The sequence below is a fragment of the Kerstersia gyiorum genome, from assembly GCF_004216755.1.
GTDB lineage: Bacteria > Pseudomonadota > Gammaproteobacteria > Burkholderiales > Burkholderiaceae_B > Kerstersia > Kerstersia gyiorum.
In genome coordinates this window covers 1,023,672-1,047,107 of the sequence record NZ_SGWZ01000001.1, presented here as the reverse complement: position 1 = coordinate 1,047,107, position 23,436 = coordinate 1,023,672, and the positions used below count along the sequence as shown (strand labels likewise).

At 64.4% G+C, this 23,436-nt stretch carries 18 protein-coding genes; 8 read left to right on the top strand and 10 right to left on the bottom strand.

Features of this window, described 5'->3' with window-relative positions; genetic code table 11:
* Nucleotides 1-783, top strand: coding sequence for a peptidylprolyl isomerase (locus EV679_RS04615; RefSeq protein ID WP_068366849.1), 783 nt, complete (start codon nt 1-3; stop codon nt 781-783).
* A gap of 136 nt (nt 784-919) precedes the next feature.
* Here the strand turns inward: EV679_RS04615 and EV679_RS04610 are convergent, their stop codons facing one another.
* The 6 genes from EV679_RS04610 to smc all read right to left on the bottom strand — a co-directional run bounded on the left by EV679_RS04610 (nt 920) and on the right by smc (nt 10,100).
* Nucleotides 920-1,420 (bottom strand): TPM domain-containing protein, encoded by a 501-nt coding sequence (locus EV679_RS04610; RefSeq protein ID WP_238591277.1) that lies wholly within the window; start codon nt 1,418-1,420, stop codon nt 920-922.
* Nucleotides 1,401-2,345 carry a TPM domain-containing protein gene (locus EV679_RS04605; protein ID WP_238591278.1) on the bottom strand — a complete coding sequence of 315 codons (945 nt, stop codon included), beginning with the start codon at nt 2,343-2,345 and terminating at the stop codon, nt 1,401-1,403. Before EV679_RS04605 ends, EV679_RS04610 begins: the two co-directional genes overlap by 20 nt.
* A gap of 44 nt (nt 2,346-2,389) precedes the next feature.
* A complete protein-coding gene (locus EV679_RS04600; protein ID WP_372726475.1) occupies nt 2,390-3,040 on the bottom strand; it encodes a LemA family protein in 651 nt (216 codons plus the stop codon).
* 164 nt (nt 3,041-3,204) lie between these two features.
* Nucleotides 3,205-5,337, bottom strand: coding sequence for an NAD-dependent DNA ligase LigA (gene ligA / locus EV679_RS04595; RefSeq protein WP_068366852.1), 2,133 nt, complete (start codon nt 5,335-5,337; stop codon nt 3,205-3,207).
* The gene (locus EV679_RS04590; protein ID WP_068366854.1) at nt 5,334-6,461 is read right to left on the bottom strand and encodes a cell division protein ZipA C-terminal FtsZ-binding domain-containing protein; all 1,128 of its coding nucleotides are present in this window, start codon (nt 6,459-6,461) and stop codon (nt 5,334-5,336) included. Before EV679_RS04590 ends, ligA begins: the two co-directional genes overlap by 4 nt.
* Before the next feature lie 108 nt (nt 6,462-6,569).
* The gene (gene smc / locus EV679_RS04585; RefSeq protein ID WP_068366856.1) at nt 6,570-10,100 is read right to left on the bottom strand and encodes a chromosome segregation protein SMC; all 3,531 of its coding nucleotides are present in this window, start codon (nt 10,098-10,100) and stop codon (nt 6,570-6,572) included.
* A gap of 383 nt (nt 10,101-10,483) precedes the next feature.
* On the opposite strand from smc, the gene lplT reads away from it, so the two are divergent.
* Nucleotides 10,484-11,788 (top strand): lysophospholipid transporter LplT, encoded by a 1,305-nt coding sequence (gene lplT / locus EV679_RS04580; protein WP_068366858.1) that lies wholly within the window; start codon nt 10,484-10,486, stop codon nt 11,786-11,788.
* A gap of 71 nt (nt 11,789-11,859) precedes the next feature.
* Here the strand turns inward: lplT and EV679_RS04575 are convergent, their stop codons facing one another.
* Together EV679_RS04575 and tsaB are read right to left on the bottom strand one after the other, a co-directional pair.
* Entirely contained in the window at nt 11,860-12,885 is a 1,026-nt protein-coding gene (locus tag EV679_RS04575) for a uracil-DNA glycosylase family protein (protein ID WP_415777423.1), read from the bottom strand.
* On the bottom strand, nt 12,837-14,069 hold the full coding sequence (tsaB, locus tag EV679_RS04570; RefSeq protein ID WP_130486593.1) for a tRNA (adenosine(37)-N6)-threonylcarbamoyltransferase complex dimerization subunit type 1 TsaB: 1,233 nt from the start codon (nt 14,067-14,069) through the stop codon (nt 12,837-12,839). Before tsaB ends, EV679_RS04575 begins: the two co-directional genes overlap by 49 nt.
* Before the next feature lie 227 nt (nt 14,070-14,296).
* On the opposite strand from tsaB, the gene ompR reads away from it, so the two are divergent.
* The 3 genes from ompR (at nt 14,297) to EV679_RS04555 (ending at nt 17,059) form a co-directional block, all read left to right on the top strand.
* Nucleotides 14,297-15,034, top strand: coding sequence for an osmolarity response regulator transcription factor OmpR (gene ompR, locus EV679_RS04565; RefSeq protein WP_068366864.1), 738 nt, complete (start codon nt 14,297-14,299; stop codon nt 15,032-15,034).
* Complete coding sequence (locus tag EV679_RS04560; RefSeq protein ID WP_068366866.1) at nt 15,021-16,421, top strand: ATP-binding protein; 1,401 nt, start codon at nt 15,021-15,023, stop codon at nt 16,419-16,421. The genes ompR and EV679_RS04560 overlap by 14 nt, the downstream gene beginning before the upstream one ends.
* A 98-nt stretch (nt 16,422-16,519) precedes the next feature.
* Nucleotides 16,520-17,059 (top strand): redoxin domain-containing protein, encoded by a 540-nt coding sequence (locus EV679_RS04555; RefSeq protein WP_068367738.1) that lies wholly within the window; start codon nt 16,520-16,522, stop codon nt 17,057-17,059.
* A gap of 42 nt (nt 17,060-17,101) precedes the next feature.
* Here EV679_RS04555 and ispF read toward each other — a convergent pair whose 3' ends face one another.
* Together ispF and ispD are read right to left on the bottom strand one after the other, a co-directional pair.
* On the bottom strand, nt 17,102-17,593 hold the full coding sequence (gene ispF, locus EV679_RS04550; protein WP_068366868.1) for a 2-C-methyl-D-erythritol 2,4-cyclodiphosphate synthase: 492 nt from the start codon (nt 17,591-17,593) through the stop codon (nt 17,102-17,104).
* Nucleotides 17,590-18,282 (bottom strand): 2-C-methyl-D-erythritol 4-phosphate cytidylyltransferase, encoded by a 693-nt coding sequence (ispD, locus tag EV679_RS04545; RefSeq protein ID WP_068366870.1) that lies wholly within the window; start codon nt 18,280-18,282, stop codon nt 17,590-17,592. The genes ispF and ispD overlap by 4 nt, the downstream gene beginning before the upstream one ends.
* Nucleotides 18,283-18,309: 27 nt before the next feature.
* On the opposite strand from ispD, the gene mfd reads away from it, so the two are divergent.
* The 3 genes from mfd to EV679_RS04530 all read left to right on the top strand — a co-directional run bounded on the left by mfd (nt 18,310) and on the right by EV679_RS04530 (nt 23,369).
* Entirely contained in the window at nt 18,310-21,798 is a 3,489-nt protein-coding gene (gene mfd / locus EV679_RS04540) for a transcription-repair coupling factor (protein WP_068366872.1), read from the top strand.
* A gap of 171 nt (nt 21,799-21,969) precedes the next feature.
* Entirely contained in the window at nt 21,970-22,836 is an 867-nt protein-coding gene (gene serB, locus EV679_RS04535) for a phosphoserine phosphatase SerB (RefSeq protein ID WP_130486592.1), read from the top strand.
* A 77-nt stretch (nt 22,837-22,913) separates the two neighbouring features.
* The gene (locus tag EV679_RS04530; protein ID WP_068366876.1) at nt 22,914-23,369 is read left to right on the top strand and encodes a GNAT family N-acetyltransferase; all 456 of its coding nucleotides are present in this window, start codon (nt 22,914-22,916) and stop codon (nt 23,367-23,369) included.
* Nucleotides 23,370-23,436 lie beyond the last annotated feature (67 nt).

Below are 23,436 nucleotides of genomic sequence, written 5' to 3'. Positions count from 1 at the left end.
ATGAAACGCTTTGCCGTACTGCTCGCAGCAGCCGCCATTTCGGCGCCGATCTACGCCCAGAACATCGCGACCGTCAACGGGAAACCCATCTCCCAGAAAGACTTCGACCAATTCATCTCCTTGCTGGTCGACCAGGGCGCCACGGATTCGCCGCAGCTGCGCGAACAGGTCAAGCAGGAATTGATCAATCGCCAGGTGCTGGTGCAAGCGGCCGAAAGCGCCAAGGTCGGCAGCAAGCCTGAAATCGTCACCGAAATCGAACTGGCTCGTCAGGGCATTCTGGTGCGCGGCCTGATGGACGACTACCTGGAAAAGAACCCGGTTTCCGACTCCGCCATACAGGCCGAGTACGACAAGGTCAAGGCCGAACAGGGCAACCAGCAGGAATACAAGGTTCGTCACATCCTGGTGGAAGACGAGAAAACTGCACAGGACGTCCAGAAGCAGCTGAAGGACAAGAAGAGCAGCTTCGCCGACCTGGCCAAGAAATACTCGCGTGACCCGGGCAGCGCCCAGCGTGGCGGTGATCTGGGCTGGGGTGCCGCAACCAACTATGTGAAGCCCTTCGCTGACGCCGTGACCGCCTTGCAAAAGGGCCAGATGAGCGCCGCGCCGGTCAAGAGCGACTTCGGCTGGCACATCATCGAACTGGAAGACGTGCGCCCGGTGGCCTTCCCGCCGCTGGAACAAGTGCGCCCGCAGATCGAACAGATGCTGCGCCAGCAGGCCCTCTCCAAGTACCAGCAGGACCTGGTGGAAAAGGCAAAGATTCAGGAAAACTGATTCCAGTCGCGGTTTGACTGCACACCCGGTTGCGGCCCTGGCTGCAACCGGGTGTTTTCATAGGAACGTCAACAAGGGACAGGCAAGGCACAACCGCATGAGTCGGGGCTGCCAAGACCGCGGCCTTCAGCCGCGCTCAGAGCACGACCGGGGCGTTCGGCAGGCCTTCGCTGTCTTCACGGTCCGATATCGGGCAGCAGTATTCAAGCCGGGTTTCTATACCGGCAATCGCCATTTCCAGGCCGGCCGCGAACTCTCCGCGCGCCAGATAGGCTTGCAGGCTGGCGCACAGCATGGCCCAATCTTCCTTGGCCACGTTCACGCCCCGATCGGCCACCAGTTCTATGCTGTGGTCGCCCAGGCACAGATAAAGCAGCACGCCGGTGCGCCGTGGCGTATCCCAGACCCGCAGGCGGCCGAAGACCTCCAGCGCCCGCGCCAGGCTATCTGGCTGGGAATCAGGCAAGGCCTGCTCGACGGCCAGCACCAGTTCTCCGGCATGGCGGGTTTCACTCTCGCTAATTCGCTGTTCGAGCTGCTTGAGCACGGCTGGCGGAAAATGGCGCGACCTCAACCAGCGACCATGCAGGTTGCTCCAACCGACGGCCCTCAGGCACTTACCAACGACCGGATGCACCGCCACCTCCGCTACGGCCACCGCCGCCCCGAAACCCGCCGCCACGGCTGGACCCCGAGGATCGGCCGCCCCAACTGCCCGAAGAAAACCCGCCACGGGACGAACCGCCGCGGCGCACTGCGGTCCCCTGCACACGATGCAACAACTGGTTGAGCACCATGACCAGCACGGCAGCGCCAATGCCCAGCCAGATGCTGCCGGTCAGAAAGAAGATGGCCACACCTGCAATGGGACCGGGCACGGCCTTGAATACCAGGATGACCAGAAGCACCAGGCTTTCGAGCAGGCCCACGCCCCAGGATTCACCACTGCTGTCAGAGGACTCGCCAGACGGCTGCCCCTGCGGCGCAGGCAACTCGCCGGTACGTACCAGCAGCGCCAGCTGCTCCACGGCGCCATGCAGCCCACCGGCGAAATCCCCCTGGGCGAAACGCGGCGCCATCTGTTCACGGATGATGCGGCTGGCACGGGTATCCGTCACCACGCCTTCCAGCCCATAGCCCACTTCGATGCGCATGGCGCGATCGTCTTTGGCAACCACCACCAGAATGCCGTCATCGACATCCTTGCGCCCCAGCTTCCAGGTTTCAAATGCCCGCACGGCATACTGTTCAATACTGTCATCCCCGGTCGTGGGAACGATCAGCACGGCAATCTGCGCACCACTTTCCTGCTCCAGCGCAGCCAGTTTTTCGGTGAGCTGGCGCTGCTGCTCCGCATTCAGCGTAGCCGTCCGGTCCAGCACGCGGCCGCTAAGCTGCGGAATGGCGACATCCTGCGACCAACCCGGGACGGGCAACAGGACGGTGCACAACAAGACCAGCAAGGCCAGGCAGTGTTGCAGGGCGTGCCGGACCGCAGAGCGGGCCGGCACGCCTGCGTCTGCCATGCGCGGGTGCAGGACGCCGTCGGGCGCAGGCATCATCCCTGTGCCCGACGTCCGGCCCGCGCCTGCGCATGGCCGCTGCATCACTGTGCGGCTCCTGCCGCCGGCGCGTTGCCCGTGCCGAAGTTGACGACGGGCGCGCGCGAGATATCGGCCTCGTTTTCTACGCTGAAATTGGCCTTGGTCTTGTAGCCAAACATCTTGGCAGTCATGACAGCCGGGAACTGGCGCACCAATACGTTGTAATCCTGGACCGCCTGCACATACCGGTTGCGCGCCACGGTGATACGGTTTTCCGTGCCATCGAGCTGCGCCTGCAGATCGCGGAACGCGGCATCAGCCTTCAGCTCAGGATAGTTTTCAGCCACCACCAGCAAACGCGACAACGACGAGCTCAGTTGCGACTGCGCCGCCTGGAAACGCGCCAACTGTTCCGGATCTTCCAGCATTTCCGGCGTGACCTGCATGGAACCCACTTTCGAACGTGCCTGTGTCACTTCGGTCAGCACCTGGCGCTCGTGTGTTGCGTAGCCCTGCACCGTATTGACCAGATTCGGAATCAGATCGGCACGGCGCTGATACTGGTTCAGGACTTCCGACCAGGCCGCGCTGACCTTTTCATCGGCCGCCTGAATGGCGTTGTAGCCACAACCACTGAGCAACAGCGCGCTCAACAGCACGCTGAATAAAGCCGCGATGCGTTTCATTTCAACTCCTTGCCCGCCGGGGACCATCCCCGGACCTTGATCATATTCAGTAAATCCGGCGCGTGGCGGCCAAAACCGCTCAACACATTCCAAAGTGCCATAGAAAAAACCGATCGTCCGGCAACGCGCCGCCGGAAGCACGGCGGTGCGTCACAGGAAATATCCGGCCACACCGCCTGGCGGCAAGCCGCTCAGGGCTCGCCCAGCATGGCACGCAACTCGTCTTCGTCCAGCACCGTGACCCCCAGTTCCCTGGCCTTGGTCAACTTGCTGCCCGCTTCCACGCCGGCCACCACGAACGAAGTCTTGCGCGACACCGAGCCGCTCACCTTGCCGCCAGCCGCGATAATGCGTTGCGAGGCTTCCTCGCGTGTCCAGCGTGGAAACGTGCCGGTCAGCACGAATGTCTTGCCAGTCAAGCCGGTCGAAGCCGGCGCCACTTCCGGCTGCGGCTCGACGCCATGACGTTTGAGCGCTTCAAGCACTTCGCGGTTATGCGGTTCGTCGAAGAAACGCCGCACGGACGCCGCCACCACCGGACCGACGTCGGGTGCACGCTGCAAGGCCTCGAGATCGGCATCGGCCAGCGCTTCCATGCTGCCGAAATGCCTTGCCAGGTCCCGCGCCGTGGTTTCACCCACATGGCGGATACCCAGCGCATAAATCAGCCGGCCCAGCGTGGGGCGACGTGCAGCCTCTATGGCAGCGACCAGATTGGCCGCCGACTTCGCTCCCATGCGGTCATAGGACGCCAGCAGCTCGGCACGCAAGTCGAACAGATCCGCCAGGGAATGCACCCGGCCATCGTCCACCAGCTGCTCTATCAGCTTCTCTCCCAACCCGCCGATATCCAGCGCCTTGCGGCTGGCAGCGTGCCAGAGGGACTGCTTGCGCTGCGCAGCGCAGAACAGGCCGCCGGAACAGCGTGCGATGGTTTCGTCCTCGGGCCGCTCGATGGCCGAACCGCAGATCGGACAATGCGTCGGCATGACAAATGCACGCGCATCGGCCGGTCGCAGCTCTGGCAACGGGCGCACCACTTCGGGAATCACGTCCCCTGCGCGGCGCACGATCACCGTATCGCCGATCATCACATCCTTGCGGCGGATTTCATCTTCGTTGTGCAGCGTGGCATTGGTCACCGTCACGCCACCGACGAATACCGGCGCCAGGCGCGCCACTGGCGTGATGGCGCCAGTACGGCCCACCTGTACCTCGATATCCAGCAAGCGGGTCTGCGCCTCTTCGGCCGGAAATTTATGGGCCAGTGCAAAACGCGGCGCGCGCGCCACGAACCCCAGCGTCTGCTGGCTACGCAGGCTATCCACCTTGTAGACCACGCCGTCGATGTCGTACTTGAGCCCGGCACGCGTCGCGCCGACCTCGTTATAGAAGGCCATCAGCCCATCGACACCGCGTGCAACCCGGTTGTACTTGCTGTTGACCGGCAAACCCAGTTCAGCCAGCCAGGCCAGCATGCCGCTATGCGTGCGGGCGGGCAAGGCGGCATCTTGGGCCGCAGCCTCCGCAGACGCAGCAGCAAACAGATCACCGCTGCCGCCTGCCGGCGCCACACCATCCTGCCCTGCGCGGTATTCTCCCCATCCGTAGGCGTAGAAACGCAGATTGCGCTTGGCGGTAATCGTGGAATCCAGCTGCCGCAGGCTGCCGGCCGCCGCATTGCGCGGATTGACGAAGACTTTCTCGTTACGGGCCTGCTGGGCCAGATTCAGGCGCTCGAAATCTTCCCGGAACATCAGGACCTCGCCACGCACTTCCAGCACCTCGGGCACGGCCCGGCCAGATGCCTGCAAACGCAAGGGGATCGCACGGATGGTACGGACGTTATGCGTGACATCCTCGCCTTCATAGCCGTCGCCGCGCGTCGCGGCCTGCACCAGCACGCCGTTTTCATAGCGCAAGCTGATGGCCAGCCCGTCGAACTTCATCTCGCAGAAATATTCCGCTGCTTCCGCCAGGCCCAACTGGCCTGCATCACGCAGGGTATCGGTGACACGACGGTCAAACGCTTCGACTTCTTCCCGATTGAAGGCATTGCCCAGCGACAACATGGGGACGGCATGGCGCACGCTGCCGAACGCCGAGGATGGCGTGGCCCCGACACGCTGCGTCGGGGAATCCGGCGTACGCAATTCCTCCCACTCGGCCTCCAGCGCTTCCAGCTCGCGCATCTGGCCGTCATAGACAGCGTCCGGCACACTGGGATCATCCAGCACGTAATACCGGTGGTTGTGGCCTTCAATTTCCCTGCGCAATGCCCCGGCCCGTTCCCGGGCCGCTTCCAACGTCAAACCTGAACTCACGAAAACACCCTCAACGCCCTCGCACTACCGGCCGTCAGGCCTGCCTTGTCCAGTTGGCCGTACAGCCGCACCAACTGCTGGTCTATGACCTGCTCGGCACCCTCGGCCAGCGGCCTGCCGCTGTCGTCGATCAAATGGGCATCCAGGCGCAGCGCCAGGTCGCGGCCGACCTTCACCATGCGGCCGAATGCGTGCTCGTCAGCCGGACTGCGCGGCACGTCGAGCAACAGGCTCAGGTGAGCCAACGGCGCCTGCCCCATCTCGAACAGCGCGCCGTCGCCGCGCGCCAGCGTGAAACGCACCAACCCCTGCTCGGACAGCCAGGCCAGGACGCCGCCAGTGGACTGGAAGCCCAGCTCATGGGCCACGGCCAGCACTTCGGCTGCCGGACGCGGCTCCGTCAGCGCCAGGGTAACGCTCAATTCTGCATCCAGTGCGGCCGCCACGCGGTCCAGCTGCGCCGCCTGCTCCAGAACGGCCACTTGCTCCGGGCCGTACAGCTTGCCATTGCAGCGCTTGGCGATCTCCTGGGCACGCGACCAGATCTGCAGCCATTCCGCCGGACTGATGGCGCCCGCCCGATTGGCCAGTTGCACGGCGATATGCACGGAGGTGTAGGAATCCTGGGTGGTCAGGTGCTGGCGCAGGGTGCCTTGAGCGGAAAAAGCAAAGAAACGCAGGGGCTTGCGGGCCTGCTGGCGCAAGGGATGGGCAGCGCCCAGCAGGTCGGCTCCCGCCACTGGTGCAGCGAATTCAATGGAAATCAGTGCCTCGGTTGCCCGATCTGCCGGCACGTCAGCTGCACCACGTGCCGTTACTGGCGCCGCAGGTGCGGATTCGGTGGCCGGGGTGGCAGGCGCCGGAGTATCTCCGCCCAGCCCTGGTTCACGGCGTTCCGCGACCGGCGCGGCAGCGCTCTGCCCCAGCGTGGGGTCGGCCGTGGGCGCTGCACCAGCCTGTGCGCGAGCGGCCTGATCCGCATCCAGCAGCGGGTCGTGCGCCGGAGGCTGGAATTGCTGCTGCATGCGGCGGCGCACACGGCGGTCCTGCCACCAGTTGAAGGCAAGCAGCACCCCAATCAGCACCAGCCCCAGGATGATCAAACCAATCTGCAAATCACTCATTCCATACTCCACGCCTGTTCCGGCGTCTATCCTGCATCCAGCGCCCTTGCCGGACGATTTCCATTTCCGCCCCGTTTGCCGGCAAACGCCGGCCCACGCGCCTGCGTGCTACGCCGCCCCATCAGCCCACTTGGCCGCCAGGTCGATATCCACTGCCACAATGCGCGATACCCCCTGTTCCTGCATGGTAACGCCGACCAACTGCTTTGCCATCTGCATTGCGATCTTATTGTGAGAAATAAAAAGAAACTGTGTCTGGTCGCTCATGCTGCTGACCAGATTGGCATAGCGCTCGGTGTTGGCATCGTCCAGCGGCGCGTCGACCTCATCGAGCAGGCAGAACGGCGCCGGATTCAGCTTGAACAACGCGAACACCAGCGCCGTCGCCGTCAGCGCCTTTTCACCACCTGACAACAGGTGGATCGTACTGTTGCGCTTGCCCGGCGGCTGCGCCATCACCTGGATGCCGGCATCGAGAATCTCGTCGCCGGTCATGGTGAGCCTGGCCTCGCCGCCGCCGAACAGACGCGGGAACAACTCTCCAAAGTGACCATTCACGATATTGAAAGTTTCCTGCAGCAACTGCCGGGTTTCACGGTCGATGCGGCGGATGGCGTCCTCCAGGGTCTCTATGGCCTCCAGCAGATCAGCATGCTGGGAGTCCAGGAAGGTCTTGCGTTCGCGGGCTGTCGTCAATTCTTCCAGCGCCGCCAGGTTGACCGCGCCCAGGCTGTCGACCTGCCTGGAAATGCGTTGCACCTCGCTTTGGAGCCAGCTGCCCTTGCGCCAATCCGGCGGTAATTCATCAAGTTCGCGGGCCAGCGCCTCGCGCACCAGCTGGCGCGCATCCAGCTGTTCGGCGAATTGCTCCACCGCCAGGCGCGCAGCCTGTTCCTGCAGTTGCAGCGCCGTAATTTTTTCGCGCAACGGGTCCAGTGCCCGCTCGCGCACCATGCGCTGCTCATCGGCGGAACGCAGCATGGCAGCCAGGTTGTCCAACTCGATGCGCGCCCGGGTCAGCTCTTCCTCGGCCGCCGCCCGCATTTCCAGCGCATCCTGCAGGCCAGCCTGTGCCGCCGAAGCATCCAGCACGGCCAGATCCTGTTGCAACTGTTCCTGCTCCACGCCGGCCCGCCGCACCTGCTCGATGGCCAGTTGCAGATTGCGGCGCAGTTCATCCAGCCGCGCCTTCAGGCCTTTCTCTGCAAATTGCGCTTCCTGCGCGCGCCGGTCCAGATCGCGCAACCTGGATCGCGCGGCATCCGCACTGGCGACCAGGGCTTCATCGGCAATTTCCAGGTCGGCATAGCGTGACTGCTGCTCGCCCAGTTCCTCATCCAGGCGTTCAAAGCGCTCTTCCGCTTCCGCCCGGGCGCCGCGCCACTCTTCCTGCAATGCAGCGATTTCCTCGAGGTCTTCCTGCAGGCGTGCAGCACGCTCGCCGGATTGCGCCGCCAATTGCTGCATGCGGGTATGTTCAAGCTGCACGTCGTGCAGGCGGCGCGTTACCTCTGCAACGCGCTGCCGCGCCGGGGCCATGGCTTCGCCAACTTGCCGCCAAGCCGCCTCTGCCTGGGCCACGCGATCCTTGGCGGCATCCGCCAGCAGGCGCTGCGCACGCGCTTCCTTCTGCAGGTTTTCCAGTTCCTGGCGCCGCGCAAGCATCCCGGCCTGCTCGGAATCGGCGGCATAAAAGCGCACACCATGCGCATCGACCATATGGCCGCTGCGCAGCACCAGCACGGCGCCAGGCGGCAGGCTGCCGCGCCGCGCCAGCGCCTGCTCCATATCTTCGGCCGTAAAAACGCCCTGCAGCCAATCCTGCAACAAGGCGCGCAGGATAGGGTCGGACAACTGCAGCAGCGACGACAGCGCGGTGAAGCCAGCCGGGCTCGCCGGCGCTACCGGCGAGCCCGGCAACTGATAGAACGCCAGCCGCGCCGGTGGTGGGTCATTCACAAAAGCACGCACCCAGTCCAAACGACTGACGGGCAAGGCCGCCATGCGCTCGCGCAGGCTGGCCTCCAGTGCCGTTTCCCAACCCGGCGCCACCTTCAGTTCACGCCACAGCCGCGGCAGGCTCTCCAGCTCGTGCTTGGCGAGCCAGGGCGCCAACGTGCCCTGCTTTTCCACATCTTCCTGCAACTTGCCCAAGGCCGCGTGACGGGCCTCCAGGCGCGCCAGCGCCTGGGCTTCGTGCTGCGCTGCAGCCTGCGCCTGTATCCGCGCCGAATCGGCCTCGGGCAGGCGCACTTCGAGCTCGGCCAACACTGCCTGCGCTTCTTCCAGGCTGCCTTCAAGCACCTCGCATTCGCCGCGCAATTGCTCCAGGCGCTGCGGGTCCGGCCGCTCCAGGCCGCGTGACTCCTGCTCCAGCCTTTCCCGGCGCAGTGCCAGATCCTGCAACTGGCGGTCGGCGTCGCGTTGCGATTGCGCCGACAGGGCCAGTTGTTGTTCCAGCTTGGACAATTCAGTGCGCAGAACTTCGCGCCGGACCGCCGCGTCACGCACCCGCCGCTCGATATCCGGCAGTTCATCCTGGGCCTGTGCGGCGGCAATCTGCGCTTCCTCGGTCAAGGCAGCGCCGGCCTCCAGCTCGTCTTCCGTGGCCGTGATCTGACTTTCACAGTGCTCGCGCTGAGACAGCCACTCTTCCATCTGAGCCTGCAATTGCGCTTGCCGCGCTTGCAGGCGATTGCGTGAATCCACGACATGGCGGATTTCCGCTTCCAGCGTACTGACCTGCGCATTGGCTTCGTACATCTTGCCTTGCGCCGCATGTACCGCATCACTGGCGGCGTAATGGGCCTGGCGCCGGCTTTCCAGATCGGTTTCCCCGGCACGCAAGGCGGCAACTGCCGCCTCCAGCTCGTTTTGCGCCTGTTCCGTCTCGCGGGCACGGGCACGTTGCTCGTCACGCGCCGCCTGCTCCCGGACGTACCAGAGAAAGGTCTGTTTGCGCTCGCCGTCTTCCTGCAACGCACGATAATGCCGCGCCACTTCAGCCTGGGCCTCGAGCTTTTCCAGCTGGGTATCGAGTTCGCGGCGGATATCCTCGACCCGGGTGAGGTTCTCGCGGGTATCGGACAGGCGGTTCTCGGTCTCGCGGCGGCGCTCTTTGTAGCGCGACACGCCTGCGGCTTCCTCGAGATAGACCCGCAACTCTTCCGGCTTGGCTTCGATCAGCCGGTTGATCATGCCCTGCCCGATGATGGCATAGCCACGCGCCCCCAGGCCCGTGCCCAGGAACAGATCATGGATGTCGCGCCTGCGCACCTGCTGGTTATTGATGAAATAACTGCTGGCGCCATCGCGGGTCAGCACGCGGCGCACCGCGATTTCGGCGTAGGTGCTCCATTGGCCCACTGCGCGGCCGGCATCATTGCTGAACACCAATTCCACCGACGCCCGGCCGGCCGGGCGGCGCTGGCCCGAGCCATTGAAAATCACGTCCTGCATGGACTCGCCGCGCAACTCGGAAGCACGCGTCTCGCCCAGCACCCAACGCACCGCGTCGATGATATTGGATTTGCCACAGCCATTCGGCCCGACGACGCCCACCAGTTGGCTGGGCACCGGTATCACTGTCGGGTCAACGAAGGATTTGAAGCCAGCAAGCTTGATCTGCGTAAGACGCACGGTAGGAAAGCCAGAAGCAGGTCATTGTTCTCTCCAGCGGACCCTCGCAACGCCTTGCAGCGGCAAGCCCGTGGAATCAATCTGCAATGATAACGCAGCGCCTTGCGCCACCAGATTCAATTCTCACCCATCACGGTACATTTACGCTCTTTTACCGGATTATTACGCCCGCCGGCCCTGCCCCGATCCCCCCTATCCAGCCCCCAGGCGCGGCCCTTGCGCGCACGTCACGTAAAACCCGTACGCTTCATGGGGGCTATACTCCCCCACCGAACGGACGGTAATGCCCCCCTGGCAAAAAAAACAGCCTCCAGGCAAACCGGCATTTGTTTACACTTTGACGTTCATTGGCACCAATACCTTACACATCCGGGAGCAGCTGCTTGAAAAGAGGCTTTTATCTGGTCATGGCCGCGCAGGCTTTGTCATCGCTGGCCGACAACGCGCTTTTCATTGCCGCCCTCGCGCTCATCCAGGAACTGTCCGGCCCCGACTGGATGGCGCCAATGCTGAAATGGTGGTTTGCCCTGGCATACGTCCTGCTGGCCGCTTTCGTCGGGGCTTTTGCGGACTCCGTTCCCAAAGGCCGGGTCATGCTGATGACCAACGCCCTCAAGACACTGGGCTGCATCATCATGCTGGCCTATACCTGTTTCGGCATGTCTTCCGTGCAGCAAACCTGGCTGATCTGTGGCGCCTACGCCCTGGTCGGCATCGGTGCCGCCGCCTACTCTCCGGCCAAATACGGCATCGTCACAGAAATGCTGCCCCCCTCGCTCCTGGTCAAGGGCAACAGCTGGATCGAAGGCCTGACCGTGACGTCCATCATCATCGGCACAGTGCTGGGCGGCGCGCTGATTTCGCCGCATGTTTCCAGCCTGCTGCTGACCCAAACGCCCCTGGGCAGCTTCCTGTCCACGCCGGCTGAAGCGGCCATCTTCTGTATTGTCTTCATTTATGTCGGCGCTGCGATCTGCAATCTGCTGATCCCCCACACCGGCTACTACTATCCCAAGCAACCCCGGCAGATCTCGGTACTGCTGCGCACCTTCTTCGGCTACGTGGGCATCCTCTGGCTCGACAAGCTGGGCCGCATTTCCCTGGCCATCACTACGCTGTTCTGGGGGGCTGGCGCCACGCTGCAGCTGATCGTCATCGAATGGGGCCACGCCCACCTGGGCCTGCGACTGGACCAGGCTTCGGTGCTGATGGGCATTTCCGCGTTCGGCACGGTCGTGGGCGCGATTCTGGCCGGCCGCCTGCCGCTGCAAAAATCCCTGGTCGTCCTGCCGCTGGGCGCTGTCATGGGGCTGCTGGTGCTGTGCATGCCCATGGTCAGCGCTACCTACACGGTCTACACCCTGCTGTTCCTGATCGGGGCGGCCGCCGGCTACTTCGTCGTGCCGATGAATGCGCTGCTGCAACACCGGGGCCACGTACTGCTGTCTGCGGGGCACTCCATTGCCGTGCAGAACTTCAATGAACAGATCAATATCCTGTTCATGGTGGCGCTGTACACCCTGCTGCTCAAGATGGAACTGCACATCAACACCATCATCACCATCTTCGGCCTGGCCGTGTTCGGCCTGATGACCCTGATCATCGTGACCTGCAAGCTGATGCTGCACCGCGACCCCAGCCTGGAAGCCCAGATTGGGCAGACCGGACACGGGCAGGCGCTGAAGTAAGCGGCCTCAGGCAAGCGAGCAGCCGACGGGCCACGCCCGTCGCTGCGGCACTTGACGCCTGGGCCGGAAAATCAGCCCTGCGGCGCCTGCGCCACCGCCAGCCGCAAGTCTTGCCAGGCTGCTGCCTTGGCATGAGGGCTGCGCAACAGATAGGCCGGGTGATAGCTGACCACCAGCGGAATATCCCTGCCACTGCCATCGCGCCAGGCGTGTACACGGCCGCGCAGATTGCCAATGGAAGCCTCGGTCTGCAATAACGTGTGGGCGGCAAAGCGCCCCAGCACCAGAATGCCTTCAGGCTTGATCAGCTCAATCTGCTTCATCAGATAAGGACTGCACGCGGCGATTTCTTCCGGCCTGGGATTGCGGTTCGCTGGCGGCCGGCACTTGATCACGTTGGCAATGAAAACCTCGCGCCCGCGTTGCAGGTCGACGGCGGCCAGCATGGAATCCAGCAATTGCCCGGCCCGCCCGACAAACGGCGAACCCTGGCGGTCTTCCTGCTCCCCGGGCGCTTCGCCGATCACCATCCAGCGTGCCGGGAAAGCGCCGTCGCCAAATACTGCCTGGCGCCGCGTCTTGCATAGATCGCAGGCGGTACAGGCCAGCACCTGCTCGCGCAGACCCTCCATATCCTGGGCCAGCGGCCCACGCTCCGCCATCACGACAGGCTCACCGCCCGGCTGATCCACTCTTTGCGCCGGCGCCTGGGCCACGGACTGTCCGGCTTGTGGCGCCTGCGCCAGGGACACTGCCGCAGGCGCACCAGGGCGCGCAGCGGCCGGACGGCCCGCCTGCCTGTCGCGACCGGCAGCCAGCAGAGCCAGCGCATCGCCAGCACCGCTGCGACGTACCTGGCCGCTGGCGTCGTCCGCAGGCCGGCGGGCTTCGGCCGGGCCGGACGGCGCAGCGGCTGCCGTCGCCACCTGCACGCCCGCATCGGCCGACGGTGCCGGACGGCGCGGCGGCTCGGGCAACAGCCAGCGCCCAACGCCCATTTCCTTGAGCCAAAGGCGCTGCATGGACGATACGGACACCTGCGGCTCGCTCACGCCTGGCTCCCTGCAGCCACTGGCAGGCGCTTCTGGAATACCCAGGCGTCCTCCCGTTCCGTGCCCGCTTCGTAATAGCCCTTGCGCACACCGATCTGCTCGAAACCGAAACGGCGGTACAGCGCCAACGCCCCGGTATTGGACGGCCGAACTTCAAGCAGCAAGCCTTCCAGCCCCGCCTCGGCGGCGCGCTGCGAAAAATGCTCCAGCAGACGCCAGCCCCATCCACGGCGCTGGCGCTCGGGCGCAACGGCCACTGCCAGCAAATGCGAGACATCCGGCGCCAGCATGGCGATATAGAAGCCAACGACGGCATCGCCTTCGCACAGCACCCAGGCGTCATAGCCGGCAGCCAGCGCATCCTCGAAATTGCGGCGCGTCCACGGATGCAGTTGTACCTGGGCCTCGAGATCGACCACGCTGTCCAAATGTGCGGCACCCATGGCCTGCACATAAATAGGTGCGGACGCCCTGGGATTGCCGCCATCGCCGTTGGCGCGCTCGGCCGTCGTGAAAGCCACTTTATCCCGCACGTATAGCGGCATGGCTTCGGGCGCCGGCCGCCCCTCGCCGCGCAGCAAGGCTTCCAGGCCCAGCCGCGCCACGATTTCCGCCTCTGGGCGCAAAGCCAGCAATTCCGGCGCGAACCTGACACCAGCCTGGGTCAGCCGCCATCCATCACCAGCCCACAACGGCGCAGCGACACCAGCGCCGTGGCTGGCTTGCCAGCCCGGCAACAGGCTTTCCACCCAGGGCACGGCGTCGGCTGCGGCAACCAGCTGCGGCGCCAGCAATTCCTGCCAAGCGGCACCAGCCTGCGTCGGCGCGCGGTAGACCGCCAGATAGACCTCATCCATGCGTGCATCCAGCGCCGTCATTACCAATTGTCCTGGTGCAGCGCTGCTTGCTGCAGCCACTGCCAGATTGGACACCACCGGCAGCACTGGCACGTCCAGCGTGTAGGCAACGCCCTGCGCCACGCCGCAAGCCACGCGCAAGCCGGTAAAGCCGCCAGGCCCCTGCCCGAAAGCCACGCCATGCAGGCTGGCCACCGTCAGGCCGGCATCGCGCAGCAGGCTGCTGGCCAGAGGCAGTATCTGCTGCCCATGATCCTGTCCCCCATCATGGCTGCGCGTCGCTATACTACGGATGGCCCCAGCAGAAGCGCGCAGCAATGCCACGCTGCAACGCGGCCCCGAGGTTTCAAAACTGATCAGATTGATGTCCATTCCAGGATTGTAAGGAATGCAGCCCGGAAACGGGCAGATGGAATCGTCACGCCGGGCAGGCCACTGACCCTGACATCCGTCCGGAACAGGAGCAGGCAAGGAACTACTGGCGCGCCGAGCGCTCTACAGAAGGATATGCTGAGCTGCCACTTGTGGCGAAACTTACACTTGTGTAACGTTAAGTAAGCCCCTTTGGCCCCCTTTTAGCCCGCTGTTACATTTACGCCATGCCTACACCACAAACGCCTCCAACTCCTCGCAAACTGCTGGTCGTCGATGACGATCCCCGTCTGCGCGACCTGCTGCGCCGTTACCTTTCGGAACAAGGCTTCAATGTTTTTGTGGCTGAAGATTCCAAGGAGATGGCGCGCCTGTGGCAACGTGAGCATTTCGACCTGCTGGTGCTCGACCTGATGCTGCCCGGGGAAGATGGTCTTTCGATCTGTCGCCGGCTGCGTGGCGCGCATGACAATACGCCTATCATCATCCTGACGGCCAAGGCGGAAGAAATCGACCGCATCCTGGGCCTGGAAATGGGTGCTGACGACTACCTGTCCAAGCCGTTCAACCCGCGTGAACTGCTGGCCCGCATCAATGCGATCCTGCGCCGCCGTGGCGCCGAAGAGCATCCCGGCGCGCCCAGCCAGGAAAACGAGTCCGTCGCATTCGGTCCCTATACCCTGAATCTCTCAACCCGCACCCTGATGCGCAACGGCGAAACCGTGCCCATCACCACGGGCGAGTTCTCGGTCCTGAAAGTTTTCGCACGCCATCCCAAGGTACCGCTGTCGCGCGACAAACTGATGGAACTGGCCCGTGGCCGCGAATACGAAGCCTTCGACCGCAGCCTGGACGTGCAGATTTCGCGCCTGCGCAAGCTGATCGAGCCGAATCCTTCCAAGCCCGTCTTCATCCAGACGGTCTGGGGCCTGGGCTACGTCTTCGTCCCCGATGGCGGCAACTGACACTCAGGCACCGAACCGACCAACTGCCCGCCACGCCGAACAGTCCCGCTGGACGCGACTGTTCCGTCTCGGGCTGTTCGGACGCACATTCCTGCTGCTCAGCACGCTGATGATCGCCAGCCTGCTGGCCTGGCTGCAAGTCTTCTTCAGCATGGAAATCGGCCCGCGCGCCTACCAGATGGCGCAGCGAGTCGTCACTTCCGTCAATATCACCCGCGCCGCGCTGATCTATTCAGCGCCGGATTCCCGCAGCCGGCTGCTGCTGGACCTGGCAACCAATGAAGGCTTGCAGGTCTATCCCCGCACCGAGCAGGACGATATCCAGGCGCTGCCGCACGACGATTACTGGACTCGCGTCGCCACGCTGATCCGCAGCCGCCAGGGCGAAGACATCCGCCTGGCCAGTTCCGTCAACAATATCTCCGGTATCTGGGTCAGTTTCCGCATCGACGATGAGGATTACTGGCTGGTCTTCGAACGCGACCAGTTCGGCCTGACAGGCGGGATGGAATGGATAGGCTGGGGGGTGACCGCGCTCATCCTCTCGCTGATAGGTGCAGCCATCAGTGTGGGCTTCGTCAACCGCCCGCTGTCACGCCTGGCCAAGGCCGTGCAGGAACTATCGCGTGGCTCCACTCCTTTGCCGCTGCCCGAAGGCGGCCCGGAAGAACTGCGCCGCATCAATGCCAGCTTCAACCGCATGGCGCATGAGTTGCGCCAGAGCGAAGAAGACCGGGAACTGATGCTGGCCGGCCTCTCTCATGACCTGCGTACGCCGCTGGCGCGGCTGCGCCTGGAAATCGAAATGAGCGGAGTGTCTGAAGATACGCTGCAGAATATCGACCAGGATCTCGGCCAGATCGAACGCTGTATCGGCCAGCTCATGGATTACGCCCGCCCTGCCGGCACATCCGGCCAGGAAGTCACTTTCGTCTCGGACGTACTGCACGAAATCTACCAGCGCGAACGCAGCCATACCGAAGCGCTGGGCGGTACCCTGCAAGCGGATATCGCCCCAGATCTTTACGCCCGCATCTCGGATTTCGACCTCAAGCGCATCATCACCAACCTCATCGAGAACGCCAGGCGCTATGGCCTGTCCGGTGACGGCCGGGCCCATATCAACCTGTCCGCCAGCGTACAGGGCAAATGGCTGCGCATCGACGTTTCCGACCAGGGCCCAGGCATACCGCTTTCCGATAGCGCCAAGATGCTGCGCCCGTTCTCGCGCGGCGAAAGCGCGCGCACCGGCGTCAGCGGGGCCGGCCTGGGGTTGTCCATCGTCGAACGCTTGCTGAGCCAGATCGGCGGACGCCTGAACCTGTTGCAAAACGACCCCTCGGGCCTGCTGGTCCGCATCGAACTGCCACGCCCCCAGCAAAGCTGACGCCCCCCCCGGCACGCTCTTATCTCCAGCCCTGGCTCTCGCGTAGAATGCTTCCAGCGAGCGTCATCCTGACGCTTTGGGACTCCTGGGAGATTTTGATGAAAACCATCGGCGACAAACTCGACTCGTTTCGCATTATCGGCGTCAAGCCTGGCTTTACCCTGGCGGAGGAAAACGGCGTTTCGGCCTTCGAAGACATCACCGAAAGCACCTTTCCCGGCAAGTGGAAAGTCATCTATTTCTACCCCAAGGACTTTTCTTCGGTCTGCCCGACGGAAATCGTCGGCTTCGATGCCCTGGCCGAAGCCTTCGAAGAACGCGATGCCATCCTGCTGGGCGGCTCCAGCGACAATGAACACGTCAAGCTGGCCTGGCGCCGCGAACAAAACGAACTGGCGCGCATCCAGCATCACCAGTTCGCCGATACGTCCGGTTCCCTGATCGACCAGCTGGGCATCCGCGAACGCAGCCAGGGCGTGGCACTGCGCGCCACCCTGATCGTCGACCCGGACAACGTGATCCAGCACATTTCGGTCAACAGCCTGAAGGTAGGCCGCAACCCGGAAGAAGTGCTGCGCGTGCTGGATGCACTGCTGACCGACGAACCCAGCGTCTGCAACCGTCCCATCGGCGGCTGACCCGGACAGCCTGCGCAGCCGGACCGCGCACCACGCCTGGCCTCAGTTCTGGCGGCGTGCCAGCAGAGCCACCGTCGTGGCCGCAATCCCTTCCTTGCGGCCCAGGTAACCCAGATGCTCGTTGGTCTTGGCCTTCACATTCACGGCGCCAGCCTCAAGGGCGAGATCAGCAGCGATATTGGCCACCATCGCCGCGGCATGCGGGCCTATCTTCGGCGCCTGGGCATGTACCGTCGCATCCACGTTGACGACTTCCCAGCCAGCGGCACGTACCCGCGCAAACGCCTCGCGCAACAGCACGCGGCTGTCCGCTCCCTTGAATGCCGGATCGGTATCGGGAAAATGCCGGCCGATATCACCCAGGCCCGCCGCGCCCAGTACAGCATCGGTCACGGCGTGCAGCAACACGTCGGCATCCGAATGCCCGGCCAGACCATGCGTATGCGGAATCGTCACGCCACCGATGATCAGCGGGCGGCCCTCGACCAGCGCATGTACGTCAAACCCCTGGCCCACGCGAAACGGAATACTCATCCCCAATTCTCCATCCATTCAAAATCTTCGCTCCAGGTCAGCTTGGCATTACGCGGCGACCCTCTTACCAGCAACGGCGCATGTCCCGCCGCCTCCATTGCGCTGGCCTCATCCGTGACGGCCACGCCAGCGGCGCGTGCTTCGGCCAGCGCCTGGCGCAGCAGACCGGCACGAAACATCTGCGGCGTCTGCGCCAGCCATATTTCATCACGAGGCAGAGTGCGTGCCACCCTTTCTCGGCCCTGCTTGACGGTATCTGCCGCCGGCAGGGCCAGCAGGCCGCCACAGGCATCGGCCAGGCAGGCGTCTATCAGGCGTGCCAGGGCCTGCACCGGCAGGCCCGGCCTGGCGGCATCATGCACCAAAACCCAGTCGCGCTCGCCCAGGCCGGCATGCAACGCCGCATCGGCGAGCGCATTGGCCACGGTATCGGCGCGTTCGACGCCGCCGCAAGGACGGCACTCGACCCTGGGCAGGCCGGCCAGCGCTTCGGCTGCCCAGCCGTCGCCGGGCGCCACCGCGACCCGCACCTGGCTCACCCGTGCATCCGCCAGCAAGGCCTGCACCGCCAGGCGCAGCACGGGTTCGCCGCGTAGTTGGCGGTATTGTTTCGGCACATCGCCATCATGCCGGCTGGCGCGTTTCCCGACCCCGGCGGCGGGAACGATCGCAATCAGTTTCTCTGTCATGCCAGGGATTTTATAATCAGAGTCCTCATGCCTGAATCCACCACCACTTCCAGCGCCTCGCTGCTGCCCGAATCGCCGGCCACCGCCAGCGTCCTTGCCGCCCTGAAACCCGGCCTGCGCCATGCCCAGCCGCGCCCGCACGGCTCCGGCGATGCCTGCTGGCTGGCGGAACTCTCGGAGCGCGCCGGCCAGCCCATGCTGATCCTGTGCGCCGAGCCCCTGCAAGCCCAGCGCCTGGCCGAGGAAATCCGCCTGTTCGCGCCGGAACGCCGGGTGCGCCAGCTGCCGGATTGGGAAACCCTGCCCTACGATGGATTCTCGCCGCACCAGGATCTCATTTCCGAGCGTCTCAAAACGCTGCATGCGCTGATGCAGGGCCAGGTAGACATTCTTACCGTCCCTGTCACCACCGCGCTCTACCGGCTCGCGCCACCCTCGTTCCTGGCAGCCTATACTTTTTCCTTCCGCAAGGGCGACAAGCTCGATGAGGCCGCGCTGCGCGCCCAGCTGGTCCTGGCCAACTACAGCCATGTCACGCAGGTCAGCGCGCCGGGAGAATTCAGCCTGCGCGGCGGCATCATCGACCTCTTTCCCATGGGGTCGGCGGTGCCCTACCGCATTGACCTGTTCGACGATGAAATCGAATCGCTGCGCAGCTTCGATGTCGATACGCAACGCACACTCTACCCCGTGCGCGAGATCGAACTGCTGCCCGGCCGCGAGTTTCCGCTGGACGAAGACGCACGCACGCGCTTTCGCGCACGCTTTCGCGAAGAATTCGAAGGCGACCCCAGCCGCGCACTGCCCTACCGCGATATCGGCAACGGCATCGCCTTTGCCGGCGTCGAATACTACCTGCCGCTGTTCTTCGACGAAACCGCCACGCTGTTCGACTACCTGCCTGCCGGTACGCTGGCGGTCACGCACGGCGATATCGACAACACCATCCAGGGCTTCGCCCGCGACACCCAGAGCCGCTACCAATTCCTGAAAAGCGATCGCGAGCGGCCGCTGCTGCCGCCCGACCGCCTTTTCATGAACCAGGAAGTCCTGTTCGGTCATCTGCGCCAGCTGCCGCGCCTGGCGCTGACCGATACCCCCAACCCGGACTTCACCGCGCCACCCGATGTCGCCATTGCGCGCCGCGCCGAAGACCCGCTGGCGCGCCTGCGCCTGTGCATCCACGGCCTGAAGGGCGTCAGCGACAGCGCAGCCCGGCGCGTCGTCCTGTGCGCCGATTCCGCCGGTCGCCGCGAAACTCTGCTGCTCATGCTGCAGGAGCACGGCCTGGCGCCGCACGAACAGGCCGACAGCCTGCCTGCCGCCAGGGTTGCGGACGGCCGGTTCATACTGGCGACAGCACCGCTGACGGCAGGCTTCATCCGGCATGCCGACGGCACGGTCTTCCTGACCGAAAACGATCTCTACCCGGATAGCGGCGGCAGCCTGCGCCGGCCGCGCCGTGCCCAGGAACAGGCCAGCAACGTCGAGGCCATGGTACGCGACCTGGCCGAGCTGCGCGAAGGCGACCCTGTGGTACACCTGCAGCACGGCATTGCACGCTACCGCGGACTGGCCAGCATGGACCTGGGCGAAGGCCAGATGGAATTCCTGCATCTGGAATACGCGCAGGGCAGCACGCTGTATGTACCGGTGTCGCAGTTGCATCTGATCGCCCGCTACAGCGGCGCCGACCCGGAATCCGCGCCGCTGCACCAGCTGGGCTCGGGCCAATGGGAAAAAGCCCGGCGCAAGGCGGCCAAACAAGTGCGCGACAGCGCCGCCGAGCTCCTGGACCTCTATGCGCGGCGCGCTGCCCGCCAGGGTTACGCCTTCGAGCTGTCTCCGTCCGACTACGGCACCTTCGCCCAGGGTTTCGGTTTCGACGAAACCCCGGACCAGGCCGCCGCCATCGAAGCCGTCATCGACGACATGACTTCCGGCCGGCCGATGGACCGCCTGGTGTGCGGCGATGTCGGCTTCGGCAAGACCGAAGTCGCCCTGCGCGCTGCATTCATCGCCGTGGCCAATGGCAAGCAGGTCGCCCTGCTGTGCCCGACCACACTGCTGGCGGAACAACATGCCCAGACCTTCTCCGACCGCTTCGCGGAATGGCCGGTCAAGGTCGTGGAACTGTCGCGCTTTCGCTCCGCCAAGGAAATCACCAGCGCCATCGGCGGCATCAACGACGGCACCATAGATATCGTCATCGGCACCCACAAGATCCTGTCCAAGGATGTGCGTTTCAAACGCCTGGGCCTGGTGATCATCGACGAAGAGCACCGTTTCGGCGTGCGCCAGAAAGAAGCGCTCAAGGCACTGCGCGCGGAAGTGGATGTCCTCACCCTCACCGCAACGCCTATCCCGCGCACGCTGGGCATGTCGCTCGAAGGCATACGCGACTTCTCTGTCATCGCCACCGCACCGCAGAAGCGCCTGGCGATCAAGACCTTCGTGCGCCGCGAGGACGGCAGCACCATCCGCGAAGCGCTGCTGCGCGAACTCAAGCGTGGCGGTCAGGCCTATTTCCTGCACAACGAAGTGGAAACCATACACAACCGCCGTGCACGGCTTGAAGAACTGGTTCCCGAGGCCCGCATCGCCGTGGCGCACGGACAGATGCCCGAGCGCGAACTGGAACAGGTCATGAAGGGCTTCTACCAGCAGCGCTACAACGTGCTGCTGTGCACGACCATCATCGAAACCGGGATCGACGTTCCCAGCGCCAACACCATCATCATCCACCGCGCCGACCGCTTCGGCCTGGCCCAGCTGCACCAGTTGCGCGGCCGCGTCGGCCGCTCGCACCACCAGGCCTACGCCTACCTGCTGACCCCGGGCGAGGACGCCATCACCAGCAACGCGAAGAAGCGCCTGGAAGCGATCCAGGCCATGGAAGAGTTGGGTTCCGGCTTCTACCTGGCCATGCATGACCTGGAAATCCGTGGCGCCGGCGAAGTCCTGGGCGAATCGCAATCGGGCAATATCCAGGAGATTGGCTTCTCCTTGTATTCGGACATGCTCAACGCCGCCGTGCGCGCGCTGAAATCCGGCAAGGAACCCGACCTGGATGCCGACCTGCACGCCGGTTGCGAAATCAACCTGCATGCGCCGGCGCTGCTGCCTTCCGATTACTGCCCCGACGTGCACGCCCGCCTGGCGCTCTACAAGCGCCTGTCGCACGCGCCTGACGACGACACCCTGCTGGGCCTTCAGGAAGAGCTGATCGACCGCTTCGGCCCGTTGCCGGAAGCCGCCAAGACGCTGCTCGCCAGCCACCGACTGCGCCTGCGCGCCGAAGCCCTGGGCATCCAGAAGATAGACGCCAGCGAAACGCAGGCATTGCTGCATTTCCGCACCGATACCCGGGTCGATCCGGTACGCCTGATCGAACTGGTTCAAAAGCAGCGCCACATCCGCCTGAGCGGCCCGGACAAGCTGCGCATGGAGATATCCAAGCCCGACATTGCCGCGCGCATCGACGCCGTACGTGGCCTGCTGCGCGCGCTGGGTTGATGCGGGCAGCAAACCACCGGCAGGAAGCAGGCCATTGCCGCCGGGATATCCTGTTTTTGCGGCAACCGGCTATGATGCCTGCTGGCCAAATCCACGCCCGCAGCACCGCTACCCCAGGTGCTGCGGCTCTTACCCGCCCCGCCCGCGCCTACTGGTGCCGGCCCGAAAGCCATGACTGATTCCAGCATCCATCTCATCCTGCAATCTCCCGACCTGTCTGCCGACCGTATCGAACAGGCGGCCGCGCTGGCCTGTGCCAATGGCGTGCGCCGCATCAGCACGACCGCAGCCCGTCTGACCGGTGTGGCCGGCGACGAAGCCAGCCGCAAGGAACTGGCTGATTGGTGTGCCAGCCGCCACATGGACTATGCCTATGTGCCGGGCCAGGCCAAGCTGTCCGATTACCGCGTGCTGGCCATGGACATGGATTCCACGCTGATCAATATCGAGTGCATCGACGAAATTGCCGATGCCGTCGGCCGCAAGCCAGAAGTGGCTGCCATCACCGAGGCTGCCATGCGCGGTGAAATCAAGGATTTCTCGGAAAGCCTGCGCCGCCGGGTCGCGCTCTTGCAAGGTGTGGCGGCCACGGCACTCGAAGAAGTCTATGCCGACCGCCTCAAACTCAACCCTGGCGCCGAACGCCTGGTGGAATCGGCCCGTGCCGCCGGCCTGAAGATTCTGCTGGTTTCCGGAGGATTCACCTTCTTCACGGAACGCCTGCGCCAGCGCCTGCAGCTGGATGCGGCCCATGCCAATACGCTGGAAGTCAACGACAGCGGCATACTCACCGGCCGCGTGCTGGGCGATATCGTCGATGCCCAGGCCAAGGCCCGCCTGGTGCAACAGTTCGCCGCCAGCCATGGCGCACAGACCAGCCAGGCGATCGTCATCGGCGATGGCGCCAACGACCTGCAAATGATGAAGCTGGCAGGTATTTCGGTCGCCTACCGCGCCAAGCCTGTGGTGCAGCAACAGGCCAGCCACGCCCTGAACTACACCGGCCTGGATGGCGTGCTGAACTGGTTCGCCAGCTGAGTCCTGCCGACCGTGCCCCTGTGCCGTCGGCCCCGCCCGGCGGCGCCGGCCCGTCATTGCCCCCCACAAAACCGACCATGCCCGACACGCTTACGCCTGCCACGCCTCCCTCCACCCAGCTGCGCCTGGGCAATTGGGAAGCACTGCGCGCTGATGCCACCCCCATCCGCTTCGAAGTCTTTGTCGATGAACAAGGCGTGCCGCCGGAAATCGAGCTCGACGACATGGACCCACTATGCCTGCATGCCGTCGCCTACGATGCACATGGCATTGCGCTGGGCACCGGCCGCCTGCTGCCCGACGGCCATATCGGCCGCATGGCCGTGCGCCGCCCGGCGCGGGGTACCGGGTTGGGTGGGCTGCTGCTCGAGGCACTGGTCGATGCCGGCCTGCGCCAAGGGCACACCACGCTGGTACTGCATGCGCAATGCCATGCCCGGCCGTTTTACGAACGGCACGGCTTCCAGGCGGAAGGCGCCCCTTTCCAGGAAGCCGGGATAGACCACATCGCCATGGTACGCCGCGCCCGCTGAGGCGCCTGGCGCTGGAAGCGGACGGCATGCGCCGTCCGACGCTGCGTACCAAGCGACAGGCAGCAAT

Excerpts from the sequence above, each read along its gene's own strand:
- EV679_RS04590 (WP_068366854.1), bottom strand. The coding sequence starts at position 6,461 with ATGAGTGATTTGCAGATTGGTTTGATCATCCTGGGGCTGGTGCTGATT.
- EV679_RS04605 (WP_238591278.1), bottom strand. The coding sequence starts at position 2,345 with ATGATGCCTGCGCCCGACGGCGTCCTGCACCCGCGCATGGCAGACGCA.
- EV679_RS04560 (WP_068366866.1), top strand. The coding sequence starts at position 15,021 with ATGGCGGCAACTGACACTCAGGCACCGAACCGACCAACTGCCCGCCAC.
- EV679_RS04555 (WP_068367738.1), top strand. The coding sequence starts at position 16,520 with ATGAAAACCATCGGCGACAAACTCGACTCGTTTCGCATTATCGGCGTC.
- serB (WP_130486592.1), top strand. The coding sequence starts at position 21,970 with ATGACTGATTCCAGCATCCATCTCATCCTGCAATCTCCCGACCTGTCT.
- EV679_RS04530 (WP_068366876.1), top strand. The coding sequence starts at position 22,914 with ATGCCCGACACGCTTACGCCTGCCACGCCTCCCTCCACCCAGCTGCGC.
- mfd (WP_068366872.1), top strand. The coding sequence starts at position 18,310 with ATGCCTGAATCCACCACCACTTCCAGCGCCTCGCTGCTGCCCGAATCG.
- ispD (WP_068366870.1), bottom strand. The coding sequence starts at position 18,282 with ATGACAGAGAAACTGATTGCGATCGTTCCCGCCGCCGGGGTCGGGAAA.
- ompR (WP_068366864.1), top strand. The coding sequence starts at position 14,297 with ATGCCTACACCACAAACGCCTCCAACTCCTCGCAAACTGCTGGTCGTC.
- tsaB (WP_130486593.1), bottom strand. The coding sequence starts at position 14,069 with ATGGACATCAATCTGATCAGTTTTGAAACCTCGGGGCCGCGTTGCAGC.
- EV679_RS04615 (WP_068366849.1), top strand. The coding sequence starts at position 1 with ATGAAACGCTTTGCCGTACTGCTCGCAGCAGCCGCCATTTCGGCGCCG.
- ispF (WP_068366868.1), bottom strand. The coding sequence starts at position 17,593 with ATGAGTATTCCGTTTCGCGTGGGCCAGGGGTTTGACGTACATGCGCTG.
- EV679_RS04600 (WP_372726475.1), bottom strand. The coding sequence starts at position 3,040 with ATGGTCCCCGGCGGGCAAGGAGTTGAAATGAAACGCATCGCGGCTTTA.